Raw genomic sequence first — 25433 nt, 5'->3', positions numbered from 1 at the left:
TTTTACGGTTTTAATATACAGTGTTAGGCTATTTTCTTTTTTACTATCTCGAAATTACGATAGTCTTTCACGTCACCTTCTTCGGTATGCACGGCAGTTACCCTAGCCCTTTCCGGACCTTCGTTGCACCACTCTATAAACATATCCATCAGGGTAGATTCGGCTTCGGCTTCAATATATACGCCACCATCTTCGGTGTTTTTCACAAAGCCCCGCACCCCCAGTTGGTCGGCAACGGCTTTGGTAGTGGCTCGGTAAGAAACCCCTTGCACTTTGCCTTGCACCGTAATATTTAAATGCTTTATCATCAGTTACAAAAGTACCAAGATACCGCCAATGCAGCAAGGCTTGTTTTTATACGATGCGCGTTACTTGGGTTTCGGGGGTAATTTTTAGCCCGTCCAAGTTGGTTAACAAGTTCAGTCCTGGCGTTTTACCCGGCTCTAGCGTACCTAAACTATCATCTACTCCCAAATATTGTGCTCCGTTTAAGGTAGCCCATTCCAGCAGGCGGTTCAGCGTTAATGACGGAAAATTGGTACACAGTGTACGCATTTCATCTAATATAGAAAGCCGGCTATTGGAGGCCAAGCTATCGGTGCCTAAAGTGAGGTTAAAGCCTTCATCTAAAAACAAGCCCATTTTGGGTAGCTTACCTTCAATATACAAATTAGCATTCGGGCAAAAACACCAGTTTACTTTACGATCAAAACGTTTAACAAAATAAATATCTTTCAGGTTGGTGCAGGTATTATGCACCAGCAGTACGTTAGGCTTATTGCTTAACAACGGAACTACTGTTTGTATAGAATTGCGGGCTTGTGGTTTAAAGCTGGAAATATCCATACCAAAGCTCTCGTACAAACCTAAAAAGTCGCCTAGCTTGTAACGGTAAAACTTGTTCTCTTCTTCAGATTCCTGATTATGAATAGTTAATAAGTTATCATTAGTATCACTGTAATTTTTAATCAGCCGGAACAGCTCTTTAGAAACCGAGTATGGCGCATGGGGCGTAATGGAGCACGATAAAGGCTTAAATTGCTTATGCAGTTCCAGCGCATTTTGAAATACAGCTTCAGCGCGTTCGGGCAAAAAGCTGAATACTTCAATAAAAGTATGGTAGTATATTTTGCTGTTGGTTTTGATGGGGATAGTAAGCGCACTGTTGGAAATATCACCAACGGCAACAATGCCCTCATCATACATTTCCTGGTCGGCCTTTAATGCGGCTTCGGTAGCCTCGGCAGGGTCAACGTTCCGGAACTGCTGTACAGCTTTGATGAAATCAACCAGCCCGGTTTGCTGCTGTATTTTGTTATGAAGATGCGAAAGTTCAAGATGACAATGGGTATTGATAAACCCCGGGCATAAAACGCCGTTTAACTGCTCAACCTGAACCCCAGGCTTTGCATAACTGTCAACTGATATAATCTTGCCGTAATCATCAACGGTAATAATTCCATTCTTTATCGGATCGGCACTAATAGGAAAAACGTAATCGGCTCTAAAACTTTTCATTTAATGAAATTAATCAATACTCTATCCCATCTTAAATTACCCCATAACTATTTTAATGTAGAACGCATTAAATACAATTAACTTTTAGTTGTTGTTTTTTAATTTTACAATTCAAAAACGCAACCTGAAATCGTAGCAAGTATAAATTACTTACCTTTGTAAGGTGAGTATAAATCAAGGTAAAACAGACATCCGCAGCCTGAGCCTGGAAGCTTTGCAACAACGCTTTGTTAGCCTGGGCGAGAAAAGCTTCAGAGCTAAGCAAGTGTATGAATGGCTTTGGAAAAAATCATGTGTATCGTTTGATGACATGAGTAACATATCTAAAGAACTTCGTCACAAACTGGATGAGCATTTCACCATTAATGCTGTTAAAATCCACAACTCACAGTTCAGCGCCGATAAAACTATAAAAAATTCCTTTAAGTTGCACGATACGCACTTAATTGAAGGCGTTTTAATTCCAACCCCAGAGCGGATGACGGCCTGCGTATCATCGCAGGTTGGGTGCAGTCTTACCTGTAAGTTTTGTGCTACCGGCTACATGGATCGTAAACGCAACCTGAATGCCGATGAAATTTACGACCAGGTAGTATTAATTAGTCAGCAGGCACAACAAAATTATAATCTCCCTTTAACCAATATTGTGTACATGGGGATGGGCGAACCTTTGCTGAACTATGCCAATGTACTAAAATCAGTTGAGCGCATTACTGCCGAAGATGGCTTAGGCATGGCGGCTAAGCGTATTACGGTATCTACCGCAGGTATTGCCAAGATGATTAAAAAACTGGGCGACGATCAGGTAAAATTTAACCTGGCTTTGTCACTCCATGCTGCTAATGATGAGAAGCGTAACCAGATTATGCCAATTAATGAGCAAAACTCGTTGAAGGCATTGGCTGAAGCTTTGAAATACTACTATAACAAAACCAAAAACCCCGTTACTTACGAATACATCGTGTTTCATAACTTTAATGATGGCTTACAGGATGCCATGGAACTGGCTCGCTTTTGCAAGCATCTGCCTTGCAAGGTAAACATCATTGAATACAATCCGATCTCGTTTGCTGATTTCCTGAATGCCGGCGAAGACAAGATTGATGCTTTTGCGACTTACCTGCGTAAACAAGGCATCATCACCAACGTACGCCGCAGCCGGGGCAAAGACATTGACGCTGCTTGCGGACAATTAGCCGTAAAAGAACAAGCGGCTGTTGTATAGAGCTGAGAATGCAGTGTTAGAAAGTTAAGTTAGCTAAGTTTCGGCTTTAACTATTTGATTTTACAAGCTATATTTTTTATTCTTGGTGCTGTATTCACCTTTGCACCATGAACCTGCGCAACAGCTACCTGGCCGATTTTATTAGCCTGATTTATCCGCGGCTTTGCCAGGCTTGCAACAGCACTTTACTGGGCACCGAGAGCTTAATTTGTACCGATTGCTTGTACAACCTGCCTTACACGCAGTTTCATCAACAACCTGATAATATTGTAGCGCAACAGTTTTGGGGTAAATTACAAGTGCAGGCCGCTTATGCCTTATTGTATTTTGAAAAAGGCAGCAAGGTACAACACCTCATGCACCAGTTTAAATATCAGGATATGCCAGCCATTGGCAACCGCCTGGGCCAGATAGCCGGCGCACAGTTGATGCAAAACCCCACTTTTGCTTCGGTGGATGTAATTATACCTGTACCCTTGCATATAAAACGTTTCCGCAAGCGGGGCTATAACCAAAGTACTTGCTTTGCCGACGGACTAGCCGCCAAACTGAATGCCCAGGTTGAGGAGCATAACCTGATACGCACCATAAATACTGCTACACAAACCCAAAAATCAAGGTTTGCACGATTTGAGAACATGCAGGAGGTTTTCGCCATTAAAAACCCGGCAGCACTTATGAACAAGCACATTTTATTGGTTGATGATATTGTAACCACCGGCTCCACACTGGAAGCCTGCGGATTAGCTTTGCTGCAAGTGCCCGGCTTAACTTTGAGCATAGCTACTATTGCTTATGCCGTGTAGGGATTTTCAAAATCGAATTAAAAAATCTTCCCGCACCTGCCCTGTTCTGAAATAGACTAAGCCCAGCCAAAATAAATCAACCGTTACGGTTACCTGTGGGTTAGCTTTGATTGCCTGCCAAGCTTGTTCGGTTTGCGCATTACGATGAACATTTTTAATCAGCATACAGGTTTGCGCTTGTACGTGCGTTAAGCTTTGTTCAAAATACAGCCACAAACGTTCGGGATGCTGGTGGGCATCAATCCAAATCAGGTCGGCCGGGGTTGGTTGTTCAGGCTTGAGCCAGGTAGCTTGAGGTGCGGCTGTTTGCATTATTAGCTGGTCAGCTGGGGTTGGTTCAGTTAACGTGTATAAATGCCGGGGATGGGCATCACTTACCAAACGGTACAGCAGTTTGTCAACGCGGTTTAATTTATGCACATCGGCCAGGCTGTTTTGCATATCGGCATATACTTTTTTGGGCGAAAAATCGTAAATTACCTCATCAACCAACCGGTAAACAAACGGCGAATGCAAGCCATGCCGGGTAATGGCTTTAAAGCGGTGCAAAATATGCTTTGCTGCAAACTTTAGGTTAAACACGGTTGTAAAAGTAGATAAAGCTTTAGTATTTTTTAGCAGAGAGGATGGAGTGCATGATTAATGAGACCGAAATAAAATCATTGATACAATTACTAGACGACCCAGACCGGGAAATTTTTGAACATGTACATGACAAGTTATTATCATACGGTCCTATAGCTGTAGAGTACTTGGAATCAGCTTGGGAACAGGCTTTTGACCCGGTACAGCAGGAACGTATTGCCAACCTGGTACATGAAATTCAGTTCAGTTTGGTTAAAAATGAATTGGAACTATGGCACCAGGGCGGTTCTTTTGATTTGCTGCGTGGCGTGCTCATCATCAACAAATACCAATACCCTGATTTAGACGAGCAGAAAATTATTAACCAGATTGAAGCCATTAAACGCGACATCTGGATGCAAATGATGTTTGAGGGCAGCCCGTCAGACCAGGTGAAACTGATTAACCATGTGTTGTACAATATTCATGGTTTTAGCGGCAATACCACCAATCACCAGAATCCGCAAAACAGCTACCTGAACCAGGTGCTGGAAACTAAAAAGGGAAACCAGATTTCGCTGGCAATCATCTATTCGGTGATTGCCCAAAAGCTGGACATTCCCATTTATGGGGTTAACCTGCCGCAATACTTCATACTGGCTTATATGGATGAAGCCTACAAAAATGAGTATGAAGGTGGTGTGCTATTTTACATCAATGCCTTTAACAAGGGCTTTATTTTTGGCCGTCGTGATGTAGATTCGTTTTTGAAGCAGCTGAACTTGAAAGTAGAAAAACAATACTATGAACCCTGCTCGAACGACGATATTGTACGCCGTGTTTTGCGCAACCTGATTAGTTCGTACGAGCAGCTAGGCTCTATGGATAAAGTGCGTGAGTTAACTGAATTGCTGGGGATATTAGGGTAACTTACAAATAGATTATTGCAAGATACATAGAGCGTTACTACCAAGCTACTAACAAGTTTTTGCCAGTGTTATACTTTGTGACACTGGCTTTTTATATTTAAGTATTATTGAAAAGGAACTTTGGCAGAGCTAATTGGATCCCAGTTTATCAACTGAACCTACCTCTTATTTTGTTCATGCTCCTCTCATGCACATACTACTAGCTTATTTTTTCTTCACTTTGCTTTTTAACAACTTAGTTAGTAAGTTGCATTCAACTTAACCTATTCCTTCATGAAATATCGAATTATTTTTAAGCTAGCATTTCTAAGCGCCCTGATTTCCCTGAAATCTATTGCACAAGAAAGTACGTTGAAAATTAGCTATAAAGTTAATGATAACAGAAGTGTTGATTTCACTTATAACAAAACCGACCTAGGTACCTTTACAGTAGTGCTTAATTTCAGCAACCTGAGCAACACTTTAACAAGTTCCGGAGAACAGACCCTAAATGTTAAAGGATATTCCGGTAATCTTTTCACCCTGACTCCATCAAATAAAGACCAAGGTATCGGCTTTTCATACAACTATTCTTATATACGTGGTAAACTAAAGCCCAAATACGATACAGACTTCATTTACCTGCTCCCTTTTAAAGGGGGTACCCACGTACAAGCCTTTGAATCAAACTTTGTTAATGCCATGTATTTTGGTAATACTACACCCGATGATTGGAAATTTTACCGCTTTAATACCAACCATGAAGATACTGTAACCGCAGTACGCAAAGGTATGGTGGTTAGTGTAAAAGATATTTATGAAAGCAACGAAAAGGTAGATTTAGCCTATAAAAGTACACTTAACGAAGTAGTAATTGAACATGCCGATGGTACGCTAGCTACCTACCAAGGGTTTAAAAAAGGGAGTATTGTAGTTCGGGAAGGCCAAATTGTTTATCCGGGAACGCTTCTGGGTATAGACAGCAAATATAGTGTAAATGGCCAATACAATATTGCGCTTTGCATTACGTACCTGAAATCAGCAGATTTTGAAAGCAACCGGAACAAAACCTTACAAACAACCAAAAGCCTTTACGGCTTTGTAACACCCAAGTTCTACACTAACGAAAACGCCAACTTAGTGCTTGTACCCCAACAATACTACACAGCTGGCAGTACGCCTGAGATTTTAAAGAAAGAATTGACGAAGAAAGAGTTAAAAATAGCAAATGTCAAGTAATTATTAGTTGCTTAAAAGACACAAGTCACCTCTGGCGCAAGTATGTCGGGTGGGGAATTGTAGTGGCTACTTGTGCCTGTATACGTTACACGACTAATCTGCTATCCACAAGCTTCAATCAGTTAATTTCGTCGCCATCATCAAAAAACCACAAAAGAATCCCAAAATCACTGACAAAACAGTGCCACCACTGCCAATGGTTTGTCAGTGTTACAAGGTGTTAAACACTGAAACATGTAACACCTGTAACACTTTTCTTCATGGAGCTTTATGCCACCTGCATCAACTTTAAAAACTAAGCTAAAAATCTTACTTCGCTAACCAGCCATTCGCCAGCATCCAGTTGGTGCAGCGTTCAAACCACTGGTCTTTGGTGGTGGCATTGTTCAGGCCGAAGCCGTGTCCGCCGGCAGGATAAATGTGCATTTCGGCTTTAACGCCAGCTTTGGTCAGGGCTTCGTAAAACAGCAGACTGTTTTGTACAGGTACGGTTTTATCATCTTGCGCCTGCACTAAAAAGGCAGGTGGCGTTTGGGTGCTTACCTGCTTCTCGTTCGAATATAAATCTACCTGCTCGGTGGTTGGCGTTTTACCTATCAGGTTTTCGCGCGAGCCTTTGTGAGCAAACTCGCCGAAAGTAATTACCGGGTATAGCAACACCATAAAATCAGGCCGTACACTGATGTTGCTGGCATTGTCAATTACCGCTTTATTAAAATGCGTACCAGCTGTAGATGCCAGATGCCCACCAGCCGAAAAGCCGACAATCCCTATCTTGCCAGGATTAAGTTGCCATTCGGTAGCGCGTTGCCTAACCAACTGAATAGCCCGTTGTGCATCCTGCAATGGGCCAACGCTTTTGTCGGCCATAATTACATCACTCGGCAAACGGTATTTCAGCACAAATGCTGTTACGCCTATCTCATTAAACTTACGAGCTACCGCATACCCCTCATGCTCAATAGCCAGCCGGGAATAGCCACCACCAGGGCAAATAATTACAGCCGTTCCATTAGCTTTATCTTTAGCCGGAAAGAAAGGAGTGAGTGATGGGCTAGTCACCATACTTACCCGGTCGTTTTCTGTTTTTTCAGCATAAGTAGCCGGGGCAGTTTTACTACCGGGTACACCGTTGGGGTAAAGCGGTATTGCCTGGTTGTTTTGCGCATAACTAATGTTCACCATACATAAGAAAACGGCGAAATGAAGAAGAGTTTTCATAAAGGTTGATAATGGGTTAATAGCAGCCATAAAAAAACCGCCACTGCAAGATACAAAGCAGTGGCGGTTCATTCCGTTAAGTAGTTGACTTTATTTAGATCCGCCAAACTCCATGAGGTAGGCTTTTAAAAAGTCGTTCAGGTCGCCATCCAGTACGGCTTGGGCGTTGCTGGTTTCATGGTCGGTACGCAAATCTTTCACCAGCTTGTACGGGTGCAACACATAGTTGCGAATTTGTGAGCCCCACTCTATTTTCTTTTTGTTACCCTCAATCGCATTGGTAGTTTCCATGCGCTTACGCATCTCAATTTCATACAATTGCGATTTCAATAAGCGGATAGCATTTTCCTTGTTCTGTAACTGCGAACGCGATTCCTGGTTTTTAATAATAATACCTGAAGGTTTGTGGTACAAACGTACAGCAGTTTCTACCTTGTTCACGTTCTGCCCACCGGCACCACCCGAACGAAAAGTTTCAAACTCAATATCAGCCGGGTTTACCTCAATTTCAATGGTATCATCCACCAACGGGTACACATATACGGAGGCAAAAGAGGTATGGCGCTTGGCATTGGCATCAAACGGTGATACGCGCACCAAACGGTGTACGCCATTTTCACCCTTCAGATAACCGTAAGCAAAATCGCCTTCAAATTGCAGGGTAACGGTTTTGATACCGGCCACATCACCTTCCTGATGATCTTGCTCAGATACTTTATAACCGTTTTTTTCGCCCCACATAATGTACATACGCATCAGCATGCTGGCCCAATCGCAGCTTTCAGTACCACCAGCACCGGCAGTAATCTGCAATACGGCGTTCAGTTGGTCTTCCTCGGCCGATAGCATGTTTTTGAACTCCAGCTCTTCTACCGCTTTCAGCGTAGTATCAAACTGCTCCTGCATTTCAGTTTCGGTAGCATCGCCACCCTGGTAAAATTCAAATAGTACGCCGGCATCATCCACCATCGATACTACTTTTTGGTAAGCATCAGTCCATATTTTCTTAGCCTTAATAGAAGCCAATACTTTTTCAGCTTCTTTTGGTGCATTCCAAAAATCCGGACCAACCGTTATTTCCTGTTCCTTACTTAGTTCTTCCAGCTTATGATCGATGTCAAAGATGCCTCCTCAGGGAAGCTGTTCTATCCCTTAAATCCTGAATTTGTTCTTTAGTCATAAAGACAAAGATAGTTAATCCGCCCGTTCCGACCGACACAAAAATCAGCAGCCTTAAAAATGGCAATCTGCTACAAATACACTTGGGTAGCTATAATAAAAGTACCTTTTGATGCATCCTGCCTATTGTCCACTACGATAGGCCGGGTTTGGTATTTAAAGGAAATACGGGCATGGTGCCCATCCAGGTAGATATTGCCACCGGCACTCCAGTACGTAAATTTAGCGCTGCCATACCGGTCAAACTGCTGCAGGCTGTATTCGCCAAAAGCCTGCAAACGGGTGCGCGAGTTCAGCAACGTTTTAGGCAGCAGCAACCCGGCTTGGGTAAACCACGATTCACCCGTACCAATCAGCGGAGCCAGATTACCATAACCCGCCTGCGATACATTACCCATATACCCGGCATCAGCACTTACATTAGCATTCATGATGGAACCGGTACGCAAATAGTTCGGGCCAAAGTTGTAGTGATAATATACTGTATAGCCCGTAAAGGCCCAGTTCTGTCGGGTACCGCCGAACGGCAAATCAGCAAAAGCATCGACAGCCCAAAGCGTAATACTATGCCGTATTAGTGGCGATGTAGCCGTATTGTTAGCCTGCGTTACGGTGCCCTCGGGTGTGGCATAATAGCCTGCACCAATATTAAACACCCGCATGGTACCAATATAGGTACCTGTAGTATAAGGCAGCAAATAATTCTCTTTATCCAGAAACTGCCAAGCTGCGTAGCCGGTAGTAGATAGTTTGCCGGTAGCATTATTATCTACCGCATAGCTGCTATCAGGCGCACCTTTCGGGTAGGCTGTAGGCGTAGAAAGCACCGTAAAAGGTTTATTAACAGCCCATCGATAAGCAACAGGGCCGATGTTCCCTTTAACATATACACCTAGCTGCCGGGCAAACTGGTCGGAGAGGTCAACCAGTGGCCAGTTGTACAACGGCACATCCAACGCTAGGTAACTGGCCGAGCTTGAGCTGGTCATGCGGCTAATGCCCATCCAGTAATGCAAGCCTGTTCCAATATATAAAGAGGCAAAATTTGCTTTTTGGGTCGCTCGGTCTTTGTCGGGCACTACGGCGTATTCATTCCATAAATCATGCAAATAGATGCCCGGCTTTTTACCCAAGGTGCCACCATAGGTAGCGCCTCCATTACCTGTACTCCCACCACCTGGAGTACCTCCCGAAGAAAAAGTCTGGTTATCAATACCAATATCAGCCAGTACCAGATAGCGGTCGGATAGTTGGCTGTAAGTTAGAAACCGAAACTGTCGCAAACTGAAATCATTCCAGCCTTTTTGCGGGATGCCGTTAATAGCCGTACCAGGGTTAGCATCGGTATGCCGTCCCCAAAAGGTAGCCCAGGTTAAAAATTTAATATACTTGGTCGTATCCCTAAACTTAATAGCCACACCTGATTTATATTCGGGTGGGGTACCCTGGCCCCTACTAGCAGAGCTAATGTGCAATAGGATGGCTAACAAGAGCAATACTTGCCCTAGTAAACGTTTATTCATAAGCCGAAGTTTATTGGCATAATGTTTATTACAGAATGGTATTAGCTTAATTTTTCGGCGGCACGCGCATGGCCACCGGTCTCTTTGATGATAAAGCCTACAACAATAGCCAAGGCTGTAATAATCAGCCAGAAGTTACCGGATGCTTTAAAATGCGCTAAATGATCGGTAGTAGTGGTTAAATCTTTACCGTAGCTTTTGGCAAAAACGGGTCCTAGCAAAGCTGTTACTCCAAAGGTTAAAAAGTTGATGGCACCGGTAGCGCTGCCTTTTACATTATCTGGGTTGGCTTCTTTGATAATACTATATGGAATCATGGCAGCTCCTGAAGCTATGCCAAAAATCAGCATAGATACAAAGGCTGGCAGCAAGCTTGGCAAATACAACAGTTGCGCAAAGCTGAGCATCATGAGCAACCCACCGCCTATAATGGCCGGCTTACGGGCTTTAATCCGATCAGATATCCAACCGAGCAGCGGGCAACCAACTACCCAGCCCAACGGCACCATAGCACAAGTTAAAACAGCCGAGTTATAATTAAACTGTTTATCCTGCTGAAAAAACGCAATACCCCAGGTCATGGCAAAAATAGTAGTAGGCGCAAACAGCAACCCAGATATAATGCCGCTTAAATAAGATTGTGGGTTGGCAAACACAACTTTATAAGGTTCTATGATATTAGCCCATGGGCTGCCACCTTCATTATTCAGCTTTTCGCGTGGGGTAATAATAAACAGCCCCAGGCACACCAGTGCACAAAGCACGCCTATAGCAATCCAGATAGCTTGTATAGATACTCCGTTATGAACTAACGGGCCTACTACAAACTGCCCGGCCGAACCACCCAGCATACCTACACATTGAGTAAAGCCAATAGCTGTGGCAATATACTTGGCCGGAAAACCGTGTGAAGCCAGGTACACACATCCGGTAAAGGCAAATGCCGAACCGGCTCCTTGCAATAAACGTCCGGTATTGCCAGCCACAACGCTGGGTACTGCAAAAAGCAAACAGCCAATACACAAAATACCAATGCCGATAGTTATGGGGTAACGGGCACCTGCATGATCTAAAGCTACGCCGGCTATTAAACTGGTGGCAGAATAGGTATAATAGTACATACCCAATACGGCACTAACGCCTACAGCGGTTATCTTAAAAGTATCAGATAATTGCGGAATCATGACTGCCGGCGATGAACGCGCCGCGTATTCCAGAAAGTAAAACATACATCCGAAAGCCCAGGCAATAATAAAGGGTCTCTGGTAAGATTGCATTGATGCCTCGTTAATTGAATCAGCCATAAATATGAATTAAACCTTATATGATGTTAGCAGGTGCAGCATTACACCTTTTTATTTTCGTATTCAGCTATACGTCGGCTAATATTTATTGGGGAGCGGGAATGGTAGGACTAAAAACGCTTTTTTTTCCAGGCACAATCCGGTATGCTGTATAGCTACTCTACTAAACACCCAAAAAATCAAGCGAATTCACTCACTTAACAGGCACTCAATCCAAATTGTTGTTTATTTTTTAGTTAATGTTTTTCTGAATTAAATAAAACCAGACTTCTGGTTGAAAGTTATTCCTGTAAATCAAACAACCAGAAAGAGTATGGCCAAGAATGTAGCAGAACAATTGGTAGAAATGCTGATTGCAGCCGGTATTAAAAGAATTTATGCCGTAACAGGTGACAGCTTAAATGAAGTAAATGATGCTGTACGCCGCAGCGACAATCAAATTCAGTGGATACACGTACGCCACGAAGAAGCCGGCGCCTATGCCGCCGCTGCCGAAGCCGAATTACTTGGCATTGCCTGTTGTGCAGGTAGTAGCGGGCCAGGCCACGTGCATTTGGTAAATGGCTTGTATGATGCACACCGTTCGGGCGCACCAGTTATTGCCATTGCATCTACCTGTGCTACCCACGAGTTTGGTACTGAGTACTTCCAGGAAACCAACACCATTAAGCTGTTTGATGATTGCAGTTATTATAATCAGATAGCCTGTACCCCGGCACAGTTGCCACGTATGCTACAAGCTGGTATTCAATATGCATTAAGTAAAAAAGGAGTGTCGGTAATTGGCCTGCCAGGTGATTTAACCAAGTTAGACGCCGAGGAAATCACGACTTCCATCCGCAACTATCCGGCTGAACCTATTATTCGCCCATCCGATCCTGACCTGCATACTTTAGCCTCCCTGATTAATGAAAGTGAGAAGATCACTATTTACTGCGGTATAGGCTGTGCCAATGCTCACGATGAGGTAGTTGAACTTTCCAAACGCATCAATGCGCCAGTAGGTTATTCGTTCCGTGGCAAGATGTATGTGCAGCATGATAATCCTAACGAAATAGGCATGACCGGCCTGCTAGGCTTACCATCGGCCTACCATAGCATGCACGAATCGGATTTATTGATATTACTGGGCACAGATTTTCCATACGAACAATTTATACCTACAGATTGCAAAATTGTACAGATTGATACCAAGGCTGAGCGCATTGGCCGACGTGCCCGCGTAGATTTGGGCTTGTGCGGCAAAGTGGAGGATACCTTACAAGCCTTGTTGCCATTAATTCCGCAAAAAACTGACGACAACTTCTTGCAAGTGCAGCTTAAATTATATGCACACGTAAAAGATAACCTGCAAACTTATGTAAACGATCGTGGTACTCCAGGTAATATCCACCCTGAATTTGTAGCTAATACATTAGACCAACTGGCCGACCATAATGCTATTTTTACGGTAGATACCGGTATGTGCTGCGTTTGGGGTGCACGTTATATTCATGGTACTGGCCAACGCAGAATGATTGGTTCCTTTAATCATGGCTCTATGGCTAATGCTATGCCACAGGCTATTGGTGCCGCATTGGCCTGCCCCGACCGGCAGGTAATTGCCTTAGCCGGCGATGGTGGCATATCTATGCTGCTGGGCGATTTAGCTACCATTGCTCAGTATAAACTACCTATTAAAATTATCGTATTTAACAATCGATCATTAGGTATGGTGAAGTTGGAAATGGAAGTTATGGGCTTACCTGACTGGCAAACTGATATGCATAATCCTGACTTTGCATTGGTAGCTCAGGCGATGGGCATCAGAGGCATTAAAGTTAATGACCCCGATCAGGTAGAACAAGCCTTGCGTGATGCCTTACTGTACAACGGTCCCGTACTGCTGGATGTAATGACCGACCCTAATGCTTTGGCTATGCCGCCTAAGGTAGAGTTTCAGCAAATGAAAGGCATGTCATTAGCCATGAGCAAGCTTATTTTGAACGGGCAAATGGGTGAGGTATGGGATACCATTAAATCAAACTACAAACACATTAAAGAAGTACTGTAACCCACCACCACTATAAAAGAAAACTATAATATAACTTAAAAGTATAGCCAAAGATACCTCCTATGGAAAATCAAGATCCAACCCAGAAATATGAAAGCAATCCGTTCCCGGAGCAGAGCCAGGAAGTACCGGGTACTGAACAGGATATGCAGCCAAAAGCTGACCACGGCGAAACTTCGTACAAAGGTTCAGGAAAATTAACCGGCCGTAAAGCTATTATTACCGGTGGCGATTCAGGTATTGGCAGGGCTGTAGCTATTGCTTATGCCCGTGAAGGAGCCGATGTACTGATTGCCTACCTGAACGAAGATGAGGATGCCCGTGAAACAGCCCGACTGGTAGAAGAAGCCGGCCGCAAAGCTGTTTTGGTTGCTGGCGATATTCGTGAGGAAGAACATTGTCAGCTCATCATTGATAAAGCCATACTGGAATTTGGTCGAATTGATATTTTGGTTAACAATGCAGCATTCCAAATGTCTAGAAAGTCATTACAGGAAGTATCCAGCGAAGAGTGGGACCGGACCTTCAAAACTAATATTTACCCGATGTTTTACCTGTGCAAAAAAGCAGAAGAGTACCTGAAGCCTGGCAGCACAGTTATTAATACCACTTCGGTAAATGCTTACAAACCACGGCCAACTTTAATAGCTTACGCGGCTACTAAAGGTGCTATTCAAAACTTCACCTCCAGCATGGGGCAGCTTTGGGCCGAAAAAGGTATAAGGGTAAATTGTGTAGCTCCTGGGCCGATATGGACACCTCATATTCCAGCAACCATGTCACCTGAAGAAGTTCAATCATTCGGGCAAGATGTTCCCTTAAAACGTGCTGGTCAGCCAGCTGAATTAGCTGCGGCTTATGTGTATCTGGCTTGCGAAGATTCCAGCTATGTAACGGGTTCAACCATTCAGGTAACTGGTGGCTCACCAACTATCTAATCCTCCTCACTACTCGGTAAGTTAGTGCAACATCAAGCTAAGTAAAAATCCATATGATAGATTAGGAATTAAGCTCATAAATTTTTAATATATAATATTGATCTTGTAATTATATTTCTACATTCCTAATAGATATAAGAAGCTATGCTCCTATACAGCATAGCTTCTTCTTTTTTAATCTTACTTGCATAAATAGTTTTAGCACACTGTTCTATATATACCAGCCACTTTTACACCTTTTTGTGCAATTTAATATACAATAATTTAGAGTGTATGTATTTTTAAATAGAATTGTACTCAATACACTACAACCCTTATTCTATATTACAATTATATTTATTAGCTTTTTTGAAAATTTCACTGCCTTAATTAAAAAAATTCAAGCCGTATTAAACACATTCTTTTAGTTAAAAAATTATACGACACAAGAAAAATCAAACTTCTTTAAAGTAAAGCATAGTAAGTTAATAAGCTATTATTAATACAAAACGATAAATATTAAAGCACTTATTATCAATAATTTATATATAAAAAAAGCATCCTATCTCTATTATTAAAAGACAATAGACCATCATAGTTCCTGTAAGGCTCATTTGATACCAGTACATGATTAATTTGGCTAAAAGCCACTGCTTAGTCAGGAGCAAACCAACAATAAAGCAATTATGGCTTTACTTTTGTATATACCCTTACGACTCTGCATCTAACTAAAAGAAATAAAAACGTTTACATCTACCTATGCTAAAACGTTAAAAGTTAAAAAAGAGAATTCTCAGGCACCCAAGCTGAGATGATTTTGTTCTTTGTTTTGGGTTTAATCAATAGTTTAAATTAATTAGGGGAAAGGGAGCTTCAAAAGAGCTCTCTTTTTTTATGCCTGAATTTTCGCTTTCAATAGTACTACTCATTACTAATTATTTGATAGTTAAGCTGAAGTTTAGCTTAATTCAATCCATTGTCAAATCTGTTTTACAAATAAACTTTACGGCTATTTTTAACTTAATTTGTTAGGTATCGTTTACGCGTTATACATAAACCATGAAAAGATTTACTTTAATTACCAGTATATTTCTGTTAAGCCTATATAGCACTTTTGCACAAAGCAAGTTGCCTACAGGCATTTGGCGCGGAGCACTTAAGCTGGCATCCGGCAATGAATTACCTTTTAACTTTGAAGTAAAAGACACAGCCGGTCGCCAGCAAATGGCTATTATAAATGGTAAGGAACGTTTTAAAGTAACAGATATAAAAACCAAAGGTGATTCGGTATTCATCCATATGCCTTTGTTTGATTCTGAATTCAGGCTGAAGCTGCAAGGCAGTGCATTAAGCGGTAACTGGATTAAACATTTGGGCGAGCGTGATGCCAGCACTCCTTTTTCAGCTCAACAAGGCGTAAACTGGCGCTTTTTCAAAACACCCGAAAAAGCAACTTATCCGGTAGCCGGGCGCTGGTCGTCCATATTTGGTGAAAATGCCGCCGATCGAGATACTACCATTGGCGAATTTCAGCAAAATGGCAATAAGGTAACCGGCACATTTTTAACCACCACCGGAGATTATCGGTATCTGGAAGGCACAATAAATGGCAACCAGCTTTACCTCTCATGCTTTGATGGGGGGCATGCCTTTTTATTTACCGCTAACCTGAAAGATGCCCAAACCTTAACTGATGGTGTATTTTACTCCGGTTACTCGGGTAAAACTCCATGGTCGGCTATAAAAAACCCGAATGCTAAACTGCCCGATCCTTATTCCTTAACTGCGTTAAAACCGGGTTATAAAAAAATTGAATTTTCTTTTCCGGATGCAGTTACCCGCAAGCCGGTATCTTTATCTGATAGCCGATTTAAAAACAAAGTAGTCATTATGCAATTTATGGGTTCCTGGTGCCCTAATTGTATGGACGAAACTGCTTTCCTAGTAAACTATTATAAAAAATACCACCCACGTGGTGTTGAAATTGTAGGCTTAGCTTACGAACGCACTAATGATTTTGCCAAATCCCAAAAAGCGGTACTGCAGGAAAAAAGCCACTTTAACATCCCCTACCCGTTGCTGATTACCGGCGCTACGTTGAACAAGCAGGAAACCGCCAAAAGCATACCTATGCTGGCTAATTTTGTGGCATTCCCAACTACGGTAATTATTGATAAAAAAGGAGATGTACGTAAAATATATACCGGCTACAGTGGCCCGGGTACCGGCAATTACTATCTGGAATTCGTGAATGAGTTTGAAAAGCTGACTGAAGATTTATTGGCTGAGAAGTAACCTTTTTATATCATCGTCATGAATACGCAGCCTGTACTTAAAATAGCCGTTGTAGGTCCTGAATCTACCGGTAAATCAACCATGTCGGCCTATCTGGCGCAACATTATCAAACTATCTGGGTACCTGAGTATGCCCGTGGCTACTGCGAAGGACTGCAAGGCGATTATACCTGGCAAGATGAGATCAATATGTTTCATGGGCAACTGGCGTTGGAAAATGAACTGCTGCCCCAGGCTAACCGCCTAATCATCTGCGACACTACTTTTATCACCGTTAAAATATGGAGCGACCAGTTATTTGGCCGGTCGCCGCAAGAAGTATTGGATGAGCTTTCCCATCATCAGTACGATTTTTACTTGTTATTGAACATTGACCTGCCCTGGCAAGACGATCCACTGCGCGATTTCCCCAACCTTCGCGAACACTTTATGGACGTATGGCACCGCGAACTGCAAGCACTGAATGCCCAGTATACCGTTGTATCGGGTGCCGGGCAGCAGCGCTATGATGCAGCTGTGGCTGCCGTTGACACCTTTTTGAAAAATATTTAATATTTTTTGTGATTAGATGCAACGCCTTAAAAACTACGGCGTCTGTTACTCTTGAAAGCTAATCACAATCTTGGAAACCCCATTCATCGATAAACATTACAAGCTGGTTACCGAGTGCAAACAAGGCAGTAAAAAAGCCTGCTTTGAACTTTACCGGTTGTATGCGAAAGCTATGCTGAACGTAGCCTTTCGGATATTGAATGATATGAATGAAGCCGAAGATGTTTTGCAGGAGGCATTTGTAGATGCTTTCAATAAACTGAAAGATTTTCGGCAGGAAACCACCTTTGGGCTTTGGCTGAAACAAATTGTGATCAACAAATCTATTAACCTGTTGCGCAAACGCCGGCTGGAATGGGTAGAGCTGGAAAACGATCAACTGGAAAATATCGCAGAAGCTGAAGAGAATGATGACGAGGATATACAATATCGTGTGGTTCAGGTAAAAGAAGCTATGCAACAATTGCCTGAAGGTTACCGGGTGGTATTATCCCTTTATTTGCTGGAGGGTTATGATCATGAAGAAATAGCCCAAATATTAAGCATTAGTGAAAATACCTCAAGAACCCAGTTTTTGAGAGCTAAAAGAAAATTAAACGAAGTGTTAAAAATAAAAGGAGTAGCCTGATGAGTAAGCGATTGGAAGATTTTATTCAAGCAAATCGTGAAGCGTTTGATGATTTAGAACCCCGGCCCGACTTGTGGAGCCGCATAGAGCAACAACTACCTGCCGAACCAGAGCCAATGCCAAAGCGAGAAGCTAAAACATTCACTTTAGGCTTTGTGCTACGGGTAGCAGCCATTATAATTATCGTGATGGGTATAGGTTTCACTATTTATTTGCGTACCCAAACTACAAAAGGCGTTGATTTGGCAGCGATCAATCCAGAATATGCCAAACAGCAGGTACAATATGCCTCGCTGGTACAGGCCAAGCGTACCGAGCTGCGCGTATTAGCACAAAATGATCCGCAGTTATATCAGGAGTTCAGCCACGATATAGCCAAAATGGATTCTGCTTATAGAAAACTAAACCATGATTTAGCTACCAGTCCTAACCAGGAACGTGTTTTACGTGCAATGATCCGGAACTTGCAAATACAAACCGAGGTACTCAATCAACAACTACAAGCTATTGAACAGTTTAACCAGTTTAAAAATCAGCAAAATGAAACTAAAAATATTTAACCTGACTTTGTACATGATGTGCGCCTTTATGCTCCTATCGCTACCAAGTTTTGCCCAAACCAATTCAGCTAAAGATACTACCGATTACCGTCAGCAAATGCACCAGCTACGCGAACAGATGCGCACCCTGCAACACCAAATGAGCCGGCTGCAAATGCAAGAACTACGCAAGCAGACCCAAGTGCTGCGTAAACAAAGCCAAAGCTTATATATAGTGCCCGGCCAGCAGTTTGATTTAGGCACCCTGAACAGTTTAAAGCTAAACAGCCAAAAGCTAACTGACAGCATAATTAACACTCTTAAACTGAACGATAGCTCGCTCAATCTTAAAAGTTTAACCAGCACGCTCAACAACCGTATATATGCACGGATAGCCCCAATGTCGCGCTTATCTGGCACTATGAACATGGGGCATAACGAATCGGAGGCAGAGTTAAGAAAGCAGGTACAAAGTGGCGATGTAAAAGAAAAAATTAAAACTTACAGCAAAAGCTACCCGGTAAGTAATAATGATACCATACAAATTAAAAATTCGTACGGTAAGGTAAGCGTTAATACCTGGAACAAAAGCGAGGTGAAGGTAGAGGTAGAAATAAAAGCCTATGCCAATGAAGAAGCCGACGCACAAAACTTATTGAACAATATTATCATTAACGACAGCAAAAAAAATGCAGTTGTTGCTTTTAAAACTGATATTGATATTCCAAAATCAGTAAATAAAAACGGCAACATACTCGGTACCTGGTTTAACTCGGGTAAACGATACACCCGCAAAATGATTATCAATTACACCGTTTATATGCCGGCCAAAAGCCACCTGAACATTAACAATACGTTTGGTAGCATTGTATTACCAGAATTACTAGGCAAAGTGAACATCATATTGAGTAATGGTAGCTTAATTTCGCAACCCTTAGTGAATCCTGAGAACCGATACAACATCAGTTTTAGTGATGGGAATATAGCTGCTGTTAACGGCGGTAAACTCAATGTAAGTTACAGCCGGGTAAATGTTGGTACGGCTGATAAACTGAAAGCCACCTCCAACTTTTCGACTTTGAATGTTGATAAATTGAAATCGTGGGGAGATGTGGCCGTACGTTATGGTGAGGGGTTCAAAGTGAATGAGCTGGATAAAAACCTGAAGAATCTAAATGTTAATGCAGCTTTTACCAAGCTGGCTATTACCCCCGGCGATAATGTAGATTTTGATATTACCACCCACTTAGGCAATTTTAACTATGATACTACCGATGTTAAACTGACTAGTGGATTGCCTACCAGTAATGAACGGGGATCGTTAAGTACCAGAACCTACAAAGGCAAAATTGGTAAGGGCAATATTAACAAAGTAATCAACATTAAGTCTTCATTCACCAACGTTAAGTTTAATTAATCACATCAGGTGGCGAGCACTTGGCAAACCTCTGCTACACAGCAGAGGTTTTGTTATTTTTATATATTCTATATTTGCAATATGGAGGAATTACTAACCGATGCCGAGGCATGGATATCATTAGCCACTTTAACTATACTTGAAATTGTATTGGGGATAGATAATATCATCTTTATTTCTATTCAGGCTGATAAGTTACCCGCTCAGGAACAAAGTAAAGGTCGGAAGTTAGGCTTGGCCATGGCGATGATTACCCGGATACTGCTACTCCTATCACTCACATGGATGATGAAGCTTACTACTTCTTTATTCAATTTGGCCCACATATTCCACATCACTAATGAAGGCTGGATAGAAAAGCTGGCTATATCAGGTCGTGATTTAATCTTGTTATTAGGTGGTTTATTCCTGATTTACAAGAGCAGTACCGAAATTCATGAAAAGATAGATCATGAAGAAGAATCGGAAGATACGGGCAAAGCACGTTCGTTTTGGGGTACCATTGTGCAGATTATGATCCTAGATATTGTATTCTCACTCGATTCAGTAATCACCGCTGTTGGCATGGCCAAGCATCTGGCTGTTATGATTGCAGCCGTAGTGCTGGCAGTTGGTGTTATGATGTGGGCCTCTACCCCTATTGCCAATTTTGTAAACCGACATGCTACAGTAAAAATGCTGGCTTTATCTTTCTTATTGCTTATCGGTGTTTCACTGGTGGCTGAATCATTAGATCAGGAAATACCGAAAGGCTACATTTACTTTTCTATGGCCTTTGCCATGCTGGTTGAAGTTTTCAATTTACGCATGCGAGCGAAGCGCAAAGCCAAGCAAACTGCTAATAGTTGATAACCGCTGAGCACCGGCTATAATACAATTTAATAATCTTCGGCAATAAAAACTTGCGGCTCATTAAACTGTAAACTCAAAAAGCCGTCCTGTAAAGTTTGGTATTGCTGGGGACCAACCAAAGTTAGTCCAGTAGTTTGTAAGTTCGTGACAGGTGTAAGTAATGTAATTTTCTCACCTTTCGGTTTCCACTTCCAAAAACCAGAGTTTACAGCGTATATCTTTTGGCCTTGATAAAATACAACCAGGTTGATGCGTGGCACATAAGCTTCATAAACAGACCAATTTAACTCATCTGTTAGCATGTTTACCGCTGGGTAGCCTTGCTCAACTAAAAAGTTTAAGGCGGCTTCTAATTCATTTTGGCCAGCTAAAGCAATAGCTTTCACATGTGCCTGCCCCAGCATCGGGCTATTATCACCTATTACATAATCTACCTTAATGCCATATACCGCTAATTGCTCGGCTGTACTGCCTGTGGTGAGTATTGTAGGGCTCCATTCTAATAATTGACCTAATTCTTCATCACTAAAATGAGCCAAGCTAAATACAAGTAATGCCGGTTCCTGCTTTTCGCGTATGATATGGTGAGATGACATGAATAGCGCTTTATATTTTTTACAATTCGTTTAACAGGCAAACACTATGTTTGTGCCTGATTATCTGATTTAATGCCTGCTGACCGCAAAGGTACAATGAATATACCGCACACTCAACAGCCCTCTGTAGCCCTGCTGGTACACACCTGCGATCGTTACCAGTTTCTATATCCTGGGTTTAGTTACTTTTTTAACCAGTACTGGGATTTCAATACGCAAGTCAAATACTATTTCGCTACGGAAGAAGCTGACGTTGATATCCCACATTTTACTACGATTAAATCTGGCAAAGGCGAGTGGGCCGACCGGTTACGCTATCTATTACAACATCAAATTCAGGAGCCATATGTATTGTACTTTCAGGAAGATATGTGGCTGAACAAACCGGTAAGCAGTCGCTTTTTCAATCAACTGTTTGCCTTAACCCTGCAAAACCATTGGCAACAGGTAAAGTTAACCAGTGCTGATGTTTATAAAACCAACGCTACCCCGCAGTATATTGAAGGTTATAATATTAGCAAGCTGGATAATGCCACATCAGGCTATCTGATGTCGCACCAGGTAACTTTGTGGGAGAAAGAGTTTTTGATACAACAATTGCACAAAGGCGAACACCCCTGGCGCAACGAACGTAAAGGCACCAAACGTCTTAAAAAACTGAACCCAGACATTTATCATGTCGACTATTTTTCGGAGAACGGTCAGTCAGCCAACAACAACAATCAGCCCCAAGCTATACCAAGCGAGTACCATACGGTATCAGTAAATAGTATGCTAGGCTCAACAGTACAGCCTTACATTACCGCTTTACAACAAGGCAATAAAGAGCAACAGGCTTATGCCATGCAGCTGCAAAACCATTATCAAAACCACCTTACCCATGATGGCTCAGAGAAGCCCCGCAAAGAAGATGTGTTTAAGAAATTAAAAAACTGGTTTAAAAAACTAGTAAAGTAAGGTTTGAAGATATAGTTTAAAACCAGATGAGGATACGTTATTGAAACAACTAAAAAAGGCTAAAAGTACAGGTACTTTTAGCCTTTTTTTTACTTATAATGTAAGGTTCTGAAATAAGTTGACACAATAAGTGTTAACAAATGCAAGAACAAGAAGTTAAGAGTTATCAAAGGAAGACTCAAAAAGATTACAGTTTAGCTTTTAAACTGGAGATCGTAGATGCGGTAGAAAAAGGCGAGCTTACTTACAAACAGGCCCAACTGCGTTATGGCATAAGGAAGAAGTACCGTTTTGGTTTGGTTGCGAAAACATGGTAGATTAGATTGGAAAGAATCGGAAACCATGAAAAGAGATACGTCCAGTAAAAAGATCAGGGAACTGGAGAAGAAGCTAAAGCGCCTGGAGGAAGAGAAAGAAATACTGAACCGGGCGATCGATATAGCCGATAGTCAGTTGCATACAGATATCAGAAAAAAGTATTTGAGCCTGTTGTCAGAAGCTACAGAACAGGCTCAAAGCAAGAACGGCGAACCGTTGGATCAGTAGCTAAAGTTTTAGGATACAGCCGACAGTATTTCTATAAACACTGTAAAGAGCAGGCACACAGAGCAGCGCATGAATTACAGGTAAAACAACTTGTCGACAAAGAGCGCAAGGTCTTATCCCGCTTAGGCGGCAGAAAGCTTCACCACCAGATCAGAGATAGTCTACAGGCACAGCAGATCAAGTTCGGTCGGGACAAACTGTTTGCATTGCTGCGAAAGCACAGTATGCTTATTCTGCCCAAGCGTCGGTATGTACAGACAACGATGTCAAAGCATTGGTTAAGAAAATACCCTAACCTGATCAAAGGCATTGTTGCCGGACGACCTGACGAAGTTTGGGTAAGTGATATCACCTATCTTAAAACTGACGAGGGGAACTGTTACCTGAATATGGTTACCGATGCCTACAGCAGGAAGATAATGGGCTATGCTATAGCTGACAATATGGAAGCAGCCCAAATGAAGCAGGCTTTTCAGATGGCTGTTAAGAACAGACAAAATAAACAATATCCGTTGATTCATCATTCAGACCGGGGCCTGCAATATTGCAGCGCAGAATATGTAAGTATAGCTGATCAGCACGAAATAAAAATGAGTATGACAGAGAATGGTGACCCTTATGAAAATGCATTAGCGGAACGAATGAACAGGACCTTGAAAGAAGAGTTTGGCCTTGGTAATGTTATGAGATCAAAACTACATGCAAAATTATTGACTGAAGAGGCCATTGATCTATACAATAATCGAAGGCCACACTTATCTTTGATAATGAAAACACCGCAAAGTGTTTATAAACAAAAATCCCAGCTACTCTCGTAACTGGGACTATCGTAAAATCTGTCAACCTATTTCAGGACGATTCATAAAGTTAAGTACTACTTCTTCAACGCTTCCTGAACCGGAATACCTATAGAGCCACTCGGCGCCTGAATATGCAACAGGGCTGCTACCGTAGCCGTAATGTCAGTCATGTGGGTAGGGCGCACCAAGCTGCCATGCTGAATGCCCCAGCCCATTAGTACAAACGGAATATGGGTATCATAAGGCGCACTTACCCCGTGGCTGGCTCCACTTTTACTACGACCAGCGTACCATCCTGGTTTTAAAATAACTTGTATAGCGCCACTATGAGCGGCATTGTAACCATTTACAATATGTTCGCGCAACTCGGCTGGTATGCTGGCTGCTTGCACATTTTGCATATCTACGGCATACATTACGCCGGGTTGCATAGCCAGCCAGTTTATACAATCCTGCTTAATGGCGTAGGTGCTTACATTGCTTTTCGTAATCTCCCGATTGTTAAAGTTTACCTGATAATTTTCAACGCTTAAAATGGCCTGTTTAATTTTGTATTTATCTTCCAACATTTTATTCAGCTCACGTGCGGCAGCAGTACCATCCCATAAACCAGCAGGCAGGTTGTGGCTTAAGGCAAAGGTTGCATTATGGGCCGCACCATGATCGGCAGTTAGGAAAGCCACATAATTGCCCCTACCCACTTTAGCATCCAGATAGGTAAACAACGACGACAATTCATTATCTAAACGCAGGTACACATCTTCTGCCTCTATAGAATTGGGCCCATACTGATGCCCTACATAATCGGTTGAAGAAAAGCTAATCGCTAGAAAATCGGTTGCTGTATTGCTACCTAAGTGCTCGGCATCTATAGCCGCTTTAGCAAAATCAGCCGTTAAGGTGTTCCCAAAAGGCGTGGCACGAATGGTTCCATAATCAGTATGGGCAGTAAAGCTGTGCGGAAATACAGGAGCATTATCACCGCGCGAAACAACTTCAAAAAGCATATTATCAGCCGTGCTTTGCGTGTAAGTATCTATTGGGTATAAAGTATTCCAAGTTTTCGATAAATAAGATTCAGGTAGCTTTTTACTGTTAAACTGCTTTACCCATGCCGGCAAGTCAGTCATGTAATAGCTGCTGGTAATAAAATTCCCACTAGCATCATCAAACCAATAAGCACCATTAGGCGTATGGCCAGCCGGCAAAATACTGGCGCGATCTTTCAGGGCAATGCCAATTACTTTAGAATGGAAATTAGTAGCCAAACGTAGCTCATCCGTAATAGTACTAGCCAGCAAATTACGCGGCGACATTACCCCGGCTTTTGAGCTGGTGCCTACGCTTTGTACAGTGGTATCTTCGGTACAATACCAGTAACGACCAGTTTGCTGATCGTAGAAGTTATTAGCGGCAATACCATGTATAGCCGGTACCGAACCGGTGTAAATACAACTATGGCCAGGTGCTGTTTCGGTAGGCAGGTAATCAATATTTGTATTTTCGCAGGTAAAGCCTTCGTTCAGCATACGCTTAAAACCACCGGCCTGGTAACGGTCATAATATCGGTACAGGTAATCCCAACGCATTTGATCCACTACAATACCCACTACCAGCTTGGGGCGGGCCAGCGTAGTTTGTGCAACACCTATAGGCTTCTTTTGAGCGCGCAGCAATTGCGGCATAACAGCTAACGCAGTAATAAGCAAATATTTTAATTTCATTTATTGGAGGTTAATCGGCCAAATATCTGCAATGCTTGTAAAATTTAGTGTGATATTTTTGTTATTAAAA

The 25433-nt window shown here is 42.3% G+C and carries 24 protein-coding genes and 1 pseudogene; 16 read left to right on the top strand and 9 right to left on the bottom strand.

Going from position 1 to position 25433, the window contains the following annotated elements; translation table 11 throughout:
- Positions 1–23 precede the first annotated feature (23 nt).
- Both HH214_RS12990 and HH214_RS12985 read right to left on the bottom strand, forming a co-directional pair.
- The gene (locus HH214_RS12990) at positions 24–308 is read right to left on the bottom strand and encodes an acylphosphatase (RefSeq protein ID WP_315853166.1); all 285 of its coding nucleotides are present in this window, start codon (positions 306–308) and stop codon (positions 24–26) included.
- A 46-nt stretch (positions 309–354) separates the two neighbouring features.
- Positions 355–1518: an amidohydrolase family protein gene (locus HH214_RS12985; RefSeq protein WP_169608282.1), complete on the bottom strand. Its 1164-nt coding sequence runs from the start codon at positions 1516–1518 to the stop codon at positions 355–357.
- A 169-nt stretch (positions 1519–1687) separates the two neighbouring features.
- Here HH214_RS12985 and rlmN point away from each other — a divergent pair, with 169 nt between their 5' ends.
- Both rlmN and HH214_RS12975 read left to right on the top strand, forming a co-directional pair.
- Positions 1688–2743, top strand: coding sequence for a 23S rRNA (adenine(2503)-C(2))-methyltransferase RlmN (gene rlmN / locus HH214_RS12980; RefSeq protein WP_169611143.1), 1056 nt, complete (start codon positions 1688–1690; stop codon positions 2741–2743).
- Positions 2744–2850: 107 nt separating this feature from the next.
- Positions 2851–3549 carry a ComF family protein gene (locus HH214_RS12975; RefSeq protein ID WP_169608280.1) on the top strand — a complete coding sequence of 233 codons (699 nt, stop codon included), beginning with the start codon at positions 2851–2853 and terminating at the stop codon, positions 3547–3549.
- A 6-nt stretch (positions 3550–3555) separates the two neighbouring features.
- Here HH214_RS12975 and HH214_RS12970 read toward each other — a convergent pair whose 3' ends face one another.
- Positions 3556–4131 (bottom strand): hypothetical protein, encoded by a 576-nt coding sequence (locus HH214_RS12970; RefSeq protein WP_169608278.1) that lies wholly within the window; start codon positions 4129–4131, stop codon positions 3556–3558.
- 53 nt (positions 4132–4184) lie between these two features.
- Between HH214_RS12970 and HH214_RS12965 the strand changes: the two genes are divergently transcribed.
- Together HH214_RS12965 and HH214_RS12960 are read left to right on the top strand one after the other, a co-directional pair.
- Positions 4185–5042 (top strand): transglutaminase family protein, encoded by an 858-nt coding sequence (locus tag HH214_RS12965; RefSeq protein WP_211166223.1) that lies wholly within the window; start codon positions 4185–4187, stop codon positions 5040–5042.
- A gap of 273 nt (positions 5043–5315) precedes the next feature.
- Positions 5316–6260, top strand: coding sequence for a hypothetical protein (locus HH214_RS12960; protein WP_169608276.1), 945 nt, complete (start codon positions 5316–5318; stop codon positions 6258–6260).
- A gap of 309 nt (positions 6261–6569) precedes the next feature.
- Here HH214_RS12960 and HH214_RS12955 read toward each other — a convergent pair whose 3' ends face one another.
- From HH214_RS12955 to HH214_RS12940, 4 genes are all read right to left on the bottom strand, one after another.
- Entirely contained in the window at positions 6570–7481 is a 912-nt protein-coding gene (locus HH214_RS12955; RefSeq protein WP_169608274.1) for an alpha/beta hydrolase, read from the bottom strand.
- A 90-nt stretch (positions 7482–7571) separates the two neighbouring features.
- A protein-coding gene (gene prfB / locus HH214_RS12950; protein WP_169608272.1) for a peptide chain release factor 2 occupies positions 7572–8661 on the bottom strand; the annotation gives its coding sequence in 2 pieces (ribosomal slippage) (positions 7572–8600 and positions 8602–8661; 1089 coding nt in all).
- Between the two features lie 70 nt (positions 8662–8731).
- Positions 8732–10183 (bottom strand): porin, encoded by a 1452-nt coding sequence (locus HH214_RS12945; protein WP_169608270.1) that lies wholly within the window; start codon positions 10181–10183, stop codon positions 8732–8734.
- Between the two features lie 41 nt (positions 10184–10224).
- Positions 10225–11487 carry an MFS transporter gene (locus tag HH214_RS12940; RefSeq protein ID WP_169608268.1) on the bottom strand — a complete coding sequence of 421 codons (1263 nt, stop codon included), beginning with the start codon at positions 11485–11487 and terminating at the stop codon, positions 10225–10227.
- Between the two features lie 313 nt (positions 11488–11800).
- Here HH214_RS12940 and HH214_RS12935 point away from each other — a divergent pair, with 313 nt between their 5' ends.
- The 8 genes from HH214_RS12935 (at position 11801) to HH214_RS12900 (ending at position 20737) form a co-directional block, all read left to right on the top strand.
- Positions 11801–13540 carry a thiamine pyrophosphate-dependent enzyme gene (locus HH214_RS12935; protein ID WP_169608266.1) on the top strand — a complete coding sequence of 580 codons (1740 nt, stop codon included), beginning with the start codon at positions 11801–11803 and terminating at the stop codon, positions 13538–13540.
- Between the two features lie 62 nt (positions 13541–13602).
- Positions 13603–14478, top strand: a complete 876-nt coding sequence (locus HH214_RS12930; RefSeq protein ID WP_169608265.1) for an SDR family oxidoreductase — start codon at positions 13603–13605, stop codon at positions 14476–14478.
- A gap of 1038 nt (positions 14479–15516) precedes the next feature.
- Positions 15517–16752, top strand: coding sequence for a peroxiredoxin family protein (locus HH214_RS12925; RefSeq protein WP_169608263.1), 1236 nt, complete (start codon positions 15517–15519; stop codon positions 16750–16752).
- Positions 16753–16770: 18 nt separating this feature from the next.
- Positions 16771–17304, top strand: a complete 534-nt coding sequence (locus HH214_RS12920; RefSeq protein WP_169608261.1) for an AAA family ATPase — start codon at positions 16771–16773, stop codon at positions 17302–17304.
- 70 nt (positions 17305–17374) lie between these two features.
- Entirely contained in the window at positions 17375–17932 is a 558-nt protein-coding gene (locus HH214_RS12915) for an RNA polymerase sigma factor (RefSeq protein WP_169608260.1), read from the top strand.
- Positions 17932–18492 (top strand): anti-sigma factor, encoded by a 561-nt coding sequence (locus HH214_RS12910; RefSeq protein WP_169608258.1) that lies wholly within the window; start codon positions 17932–17934, stop codon positions 18490–18492. The genes HH214_RS12915 and HH214_RS12910 overlap by 1 nt, the downstream gene beginning before the upstream one ends.
- The gene (locus HH214_RS12905; protein ID WP_169608256.1) at positions 18473–19888 is read left to right on the top strand and encodes a hypothetical protein; all 1416 of its coding nucleotides are present in this window, start codon (positions 18473–18475) and stop codon (positions 19886–19888) included. The genes HH214_RS12910 and HH214_RS12905 overlap by 20 nt, the downstream gene beginning before the upstream one ends.
- 81 nt (positions 19889–19969) lie before the next feature.
- The gene (locus HH214_RS12900) at positions 19970–20737 is read left to right on the top strand and encodes a TerC family protein (protein WP_169608254.1); all 768 of its coding nucleotides are present in this window, start codon (positions 19970–19972) and stop codon (positions 20735–20737) included.
- Positions 20738–20766: 29 nt separating this feature from the next.
- Here HH214_RS12900 and HH214_RS12895 read toward each other — a convergent pair whose 3' ends face one another.
- Positions 20767–21336: a thiamine pyrophosphokinase gene (locus HH214_RS12895; RefSeq protein ID WP_169608252.1), complete on the bottom strand. Its 570-nt coding sequence runs from the start codon at positions 21334–21336 to the stop codon at positions 20767–20769.
- A gap of 72 nt (positions 21337–21408) precedes the next feature.
- Between HH214_RS12895 and HH214_RS12890 the strand changes: the two genes are divergently transcribed.
- The 4 genes and pseudogenes from HH214_RS12890 to HH214_RS12875 form a co-directional block, all read left to right on the top strand.
- Positions 21409–22293, top strand: coding sequence for a hypothetical protein (locus HH214_RS12890; RefSeq protein ID WP_248282093.1), 885 nt, complete (start codon positions 21409–21411; stop codon positions 22291–22293).
- A 140-nt stretch (positions 22294–22433) separates the two neighbouring features.
- Positions 22434–22610 (top strand): hypothetical protein, encoded by a 177-nt coding sequence (locus tag HH214_RS12885; protein ID WP_169608250.1) that lies wholly within the window; start codon positions 22434–22436, stop codon positions 22608–22610.
- A gap of 25 nt (positions 22611–22635) precedes the next feature.
- Positions 22636–22839, top strand: coding sequence for a hypothetical protein (locus HH214_RS12880; protein WP_169608248.1), 204 nt, complete (start codon positions 22636–22638; stop codon positions 22837–22839).
- A 38-nt stretch (positions 22840–22877) separates the two neighbouring features.
- Positions 22878–23657 (top strand): annotated as a pseudogene (locus HH214_RS12875) (IS3 family transposase); the annotation flags it as partial.
- Between the two features lie 56 nt (positions 23658–23713).
- On the opposite strand, the gene pafA reads toward HH214_RS12875, so the two are convergent.
- Positions 23714–25363, bottom strand: coding sequence for an alkaline phosphatase PafA (gene pafA, locus HH214_RS12870; RefSeq protein WP_169608246.1), 1650 nt, complete (start codon positions 25361–25363; stop codon positions 23714–23716).
- Positions 25364–25433: the final 70 nt, after the last annotated feature.

It is taken from the genome of Mucilaginibacter robiniae (assembly GCF_012849215.1).
Lineage (GTDB): Bacteria > Bacteroidota > Bacteroidia > Sphingobacteriales > Sphingobacteriaceae > Mucilaginibacter > Mucilaginibacter robiniae.
This window is presented reverse-complemented; position numbering and strand designations above follow the sequence as displayed.

Coding starts and splice junctions, on each gene's coding strand:
- HH214_RS12990 (WP_315853166.1), bottom strand. CDS start 308: ATGATAAAGCATTTAAATATTACGGTGCAAGGCAAAGTGCAAGGGGTT.
- HH214_RS12985 (WP_169608282.1), bottom strand. CDS start 1,518: ATGAAAAGTTTTAGAGCCGATTACGTTTTTCCTATTAGTGCCGATCCG.
- HH214_RS12975 (WP_169608280.1), top strand. CDS start 2,851: ATGAACCTGCGCAACAGCTACCTGGCCGATTTTATTAGCCTGATTTAT.
- HH214_RS12965 (WP_211166223.1), top strand. CDS start 4,185: ATGATTAATGAGACCGAAATAAAATCATTGATACAATTACTAGACGAC.
- HH214_RS12960 (WP_169608276.1), top strand. CDS start 5,316: ATGAAATATCGAATTATTTTTAAGCTAGCATTTCTAAGCGCCCTGATT.
- HH214_RS12955 (WP_169608274.1), bottom strand. CDS start 7,481: ATGAAAACTCTTCTTCATTTCGCCGTTTTCTTATGTATGGTGAACATT.
- HH214_RS12945 (WP_169608270.1), bottom strand. CDS start 10,183: ATGAATAAACGTTTACTAGGGCAAGTATTGCTCTTGTTAGCCATCCTA.
- HH214_RS12940 (WP_169608268.1), bottom strand. CDS start 11,487: ATGGCTGATTCAATTAACGAGGCATCAATGCAATCTTACCAGAGACCC.
- HH214_RS12935 (WP_169608266.1), top strand. CDS start 11,801: ATGGCCAAGAATGTAGCAGAACAATTGGTAGAAATGCTGATTGCAGCC.
- HH214_RS12930 (WP_169608265.1), top strand. CDS start 13,603: ATGGAAAATCAAGATCCAACCCAGAAATATGAAAGCAATCCGTTCCCG.
- HH214_RS12925 (WP_169608263.1), top strand. CDS start 15,517: ATGAAAAGATTTACTTTAATTACCAGTATATTTCTGTTAAGCCTATAT.
- HH214_RS12920 (WP_169608261.1), top strand. CDS start 16,771: ATGAATACGCAGCCTGTACTTAAAATAGCCGTTGTAGGTCCTGAATCT.
- HH214_RS12910 (WP_169608258.1), top strand. CDS start 17,932: ATGAGTAAGCGATTGGAAGATTTTATTCAAGCAAATCGTGAAGCGTTT.
- HH214_RS12905 (WP_169608256.1), top strand. CDS start 18,473: ATGAAACTAAAAATATTTAACCTGACTTTGTACATGATGTGCGCCTTT.
- HH214_RS12900 (WP_169608254.1), top strand. CDS start 19,970: ATGGAGGAATTACTAACCGATGCCGAGGCATGGATATCATTAGCCACT.
- HH214_RS12895 (WP_169608252.1), bottom strand. CDS start 21,336: ATGTCATCTCACCATATCATACGCGAAAAGCAGGAACCGGCATTACTT.
- HH214_RS12890 (WP_248282093.1), top strand. CDS start 21,409: ATGCCTGCTGACCGCAAAGGTACAATGAATATACCGCACACTCAACAG.
- HH214_RS12885 (WP_169608250.1), top strand. CDS start 22,434: ATGCAAGAACAAGAAGTTAAGAGTTATCAAAGGAAGACTCAAAAAGAT.
- HH214_RS12880 (WP_169608248.1), top strand. CDS start 22,636: ATGAAAAGAGATACGTCCAGTAAAAAGATCAGGGAACTGGAGAAGAAG.
- pafA (WP_169608246.1), bottom strand. CDS start 25,363: ATGAAATTAAAATATTTGCTTATTACTGCGTTAGCTGTTATGCCGCAA.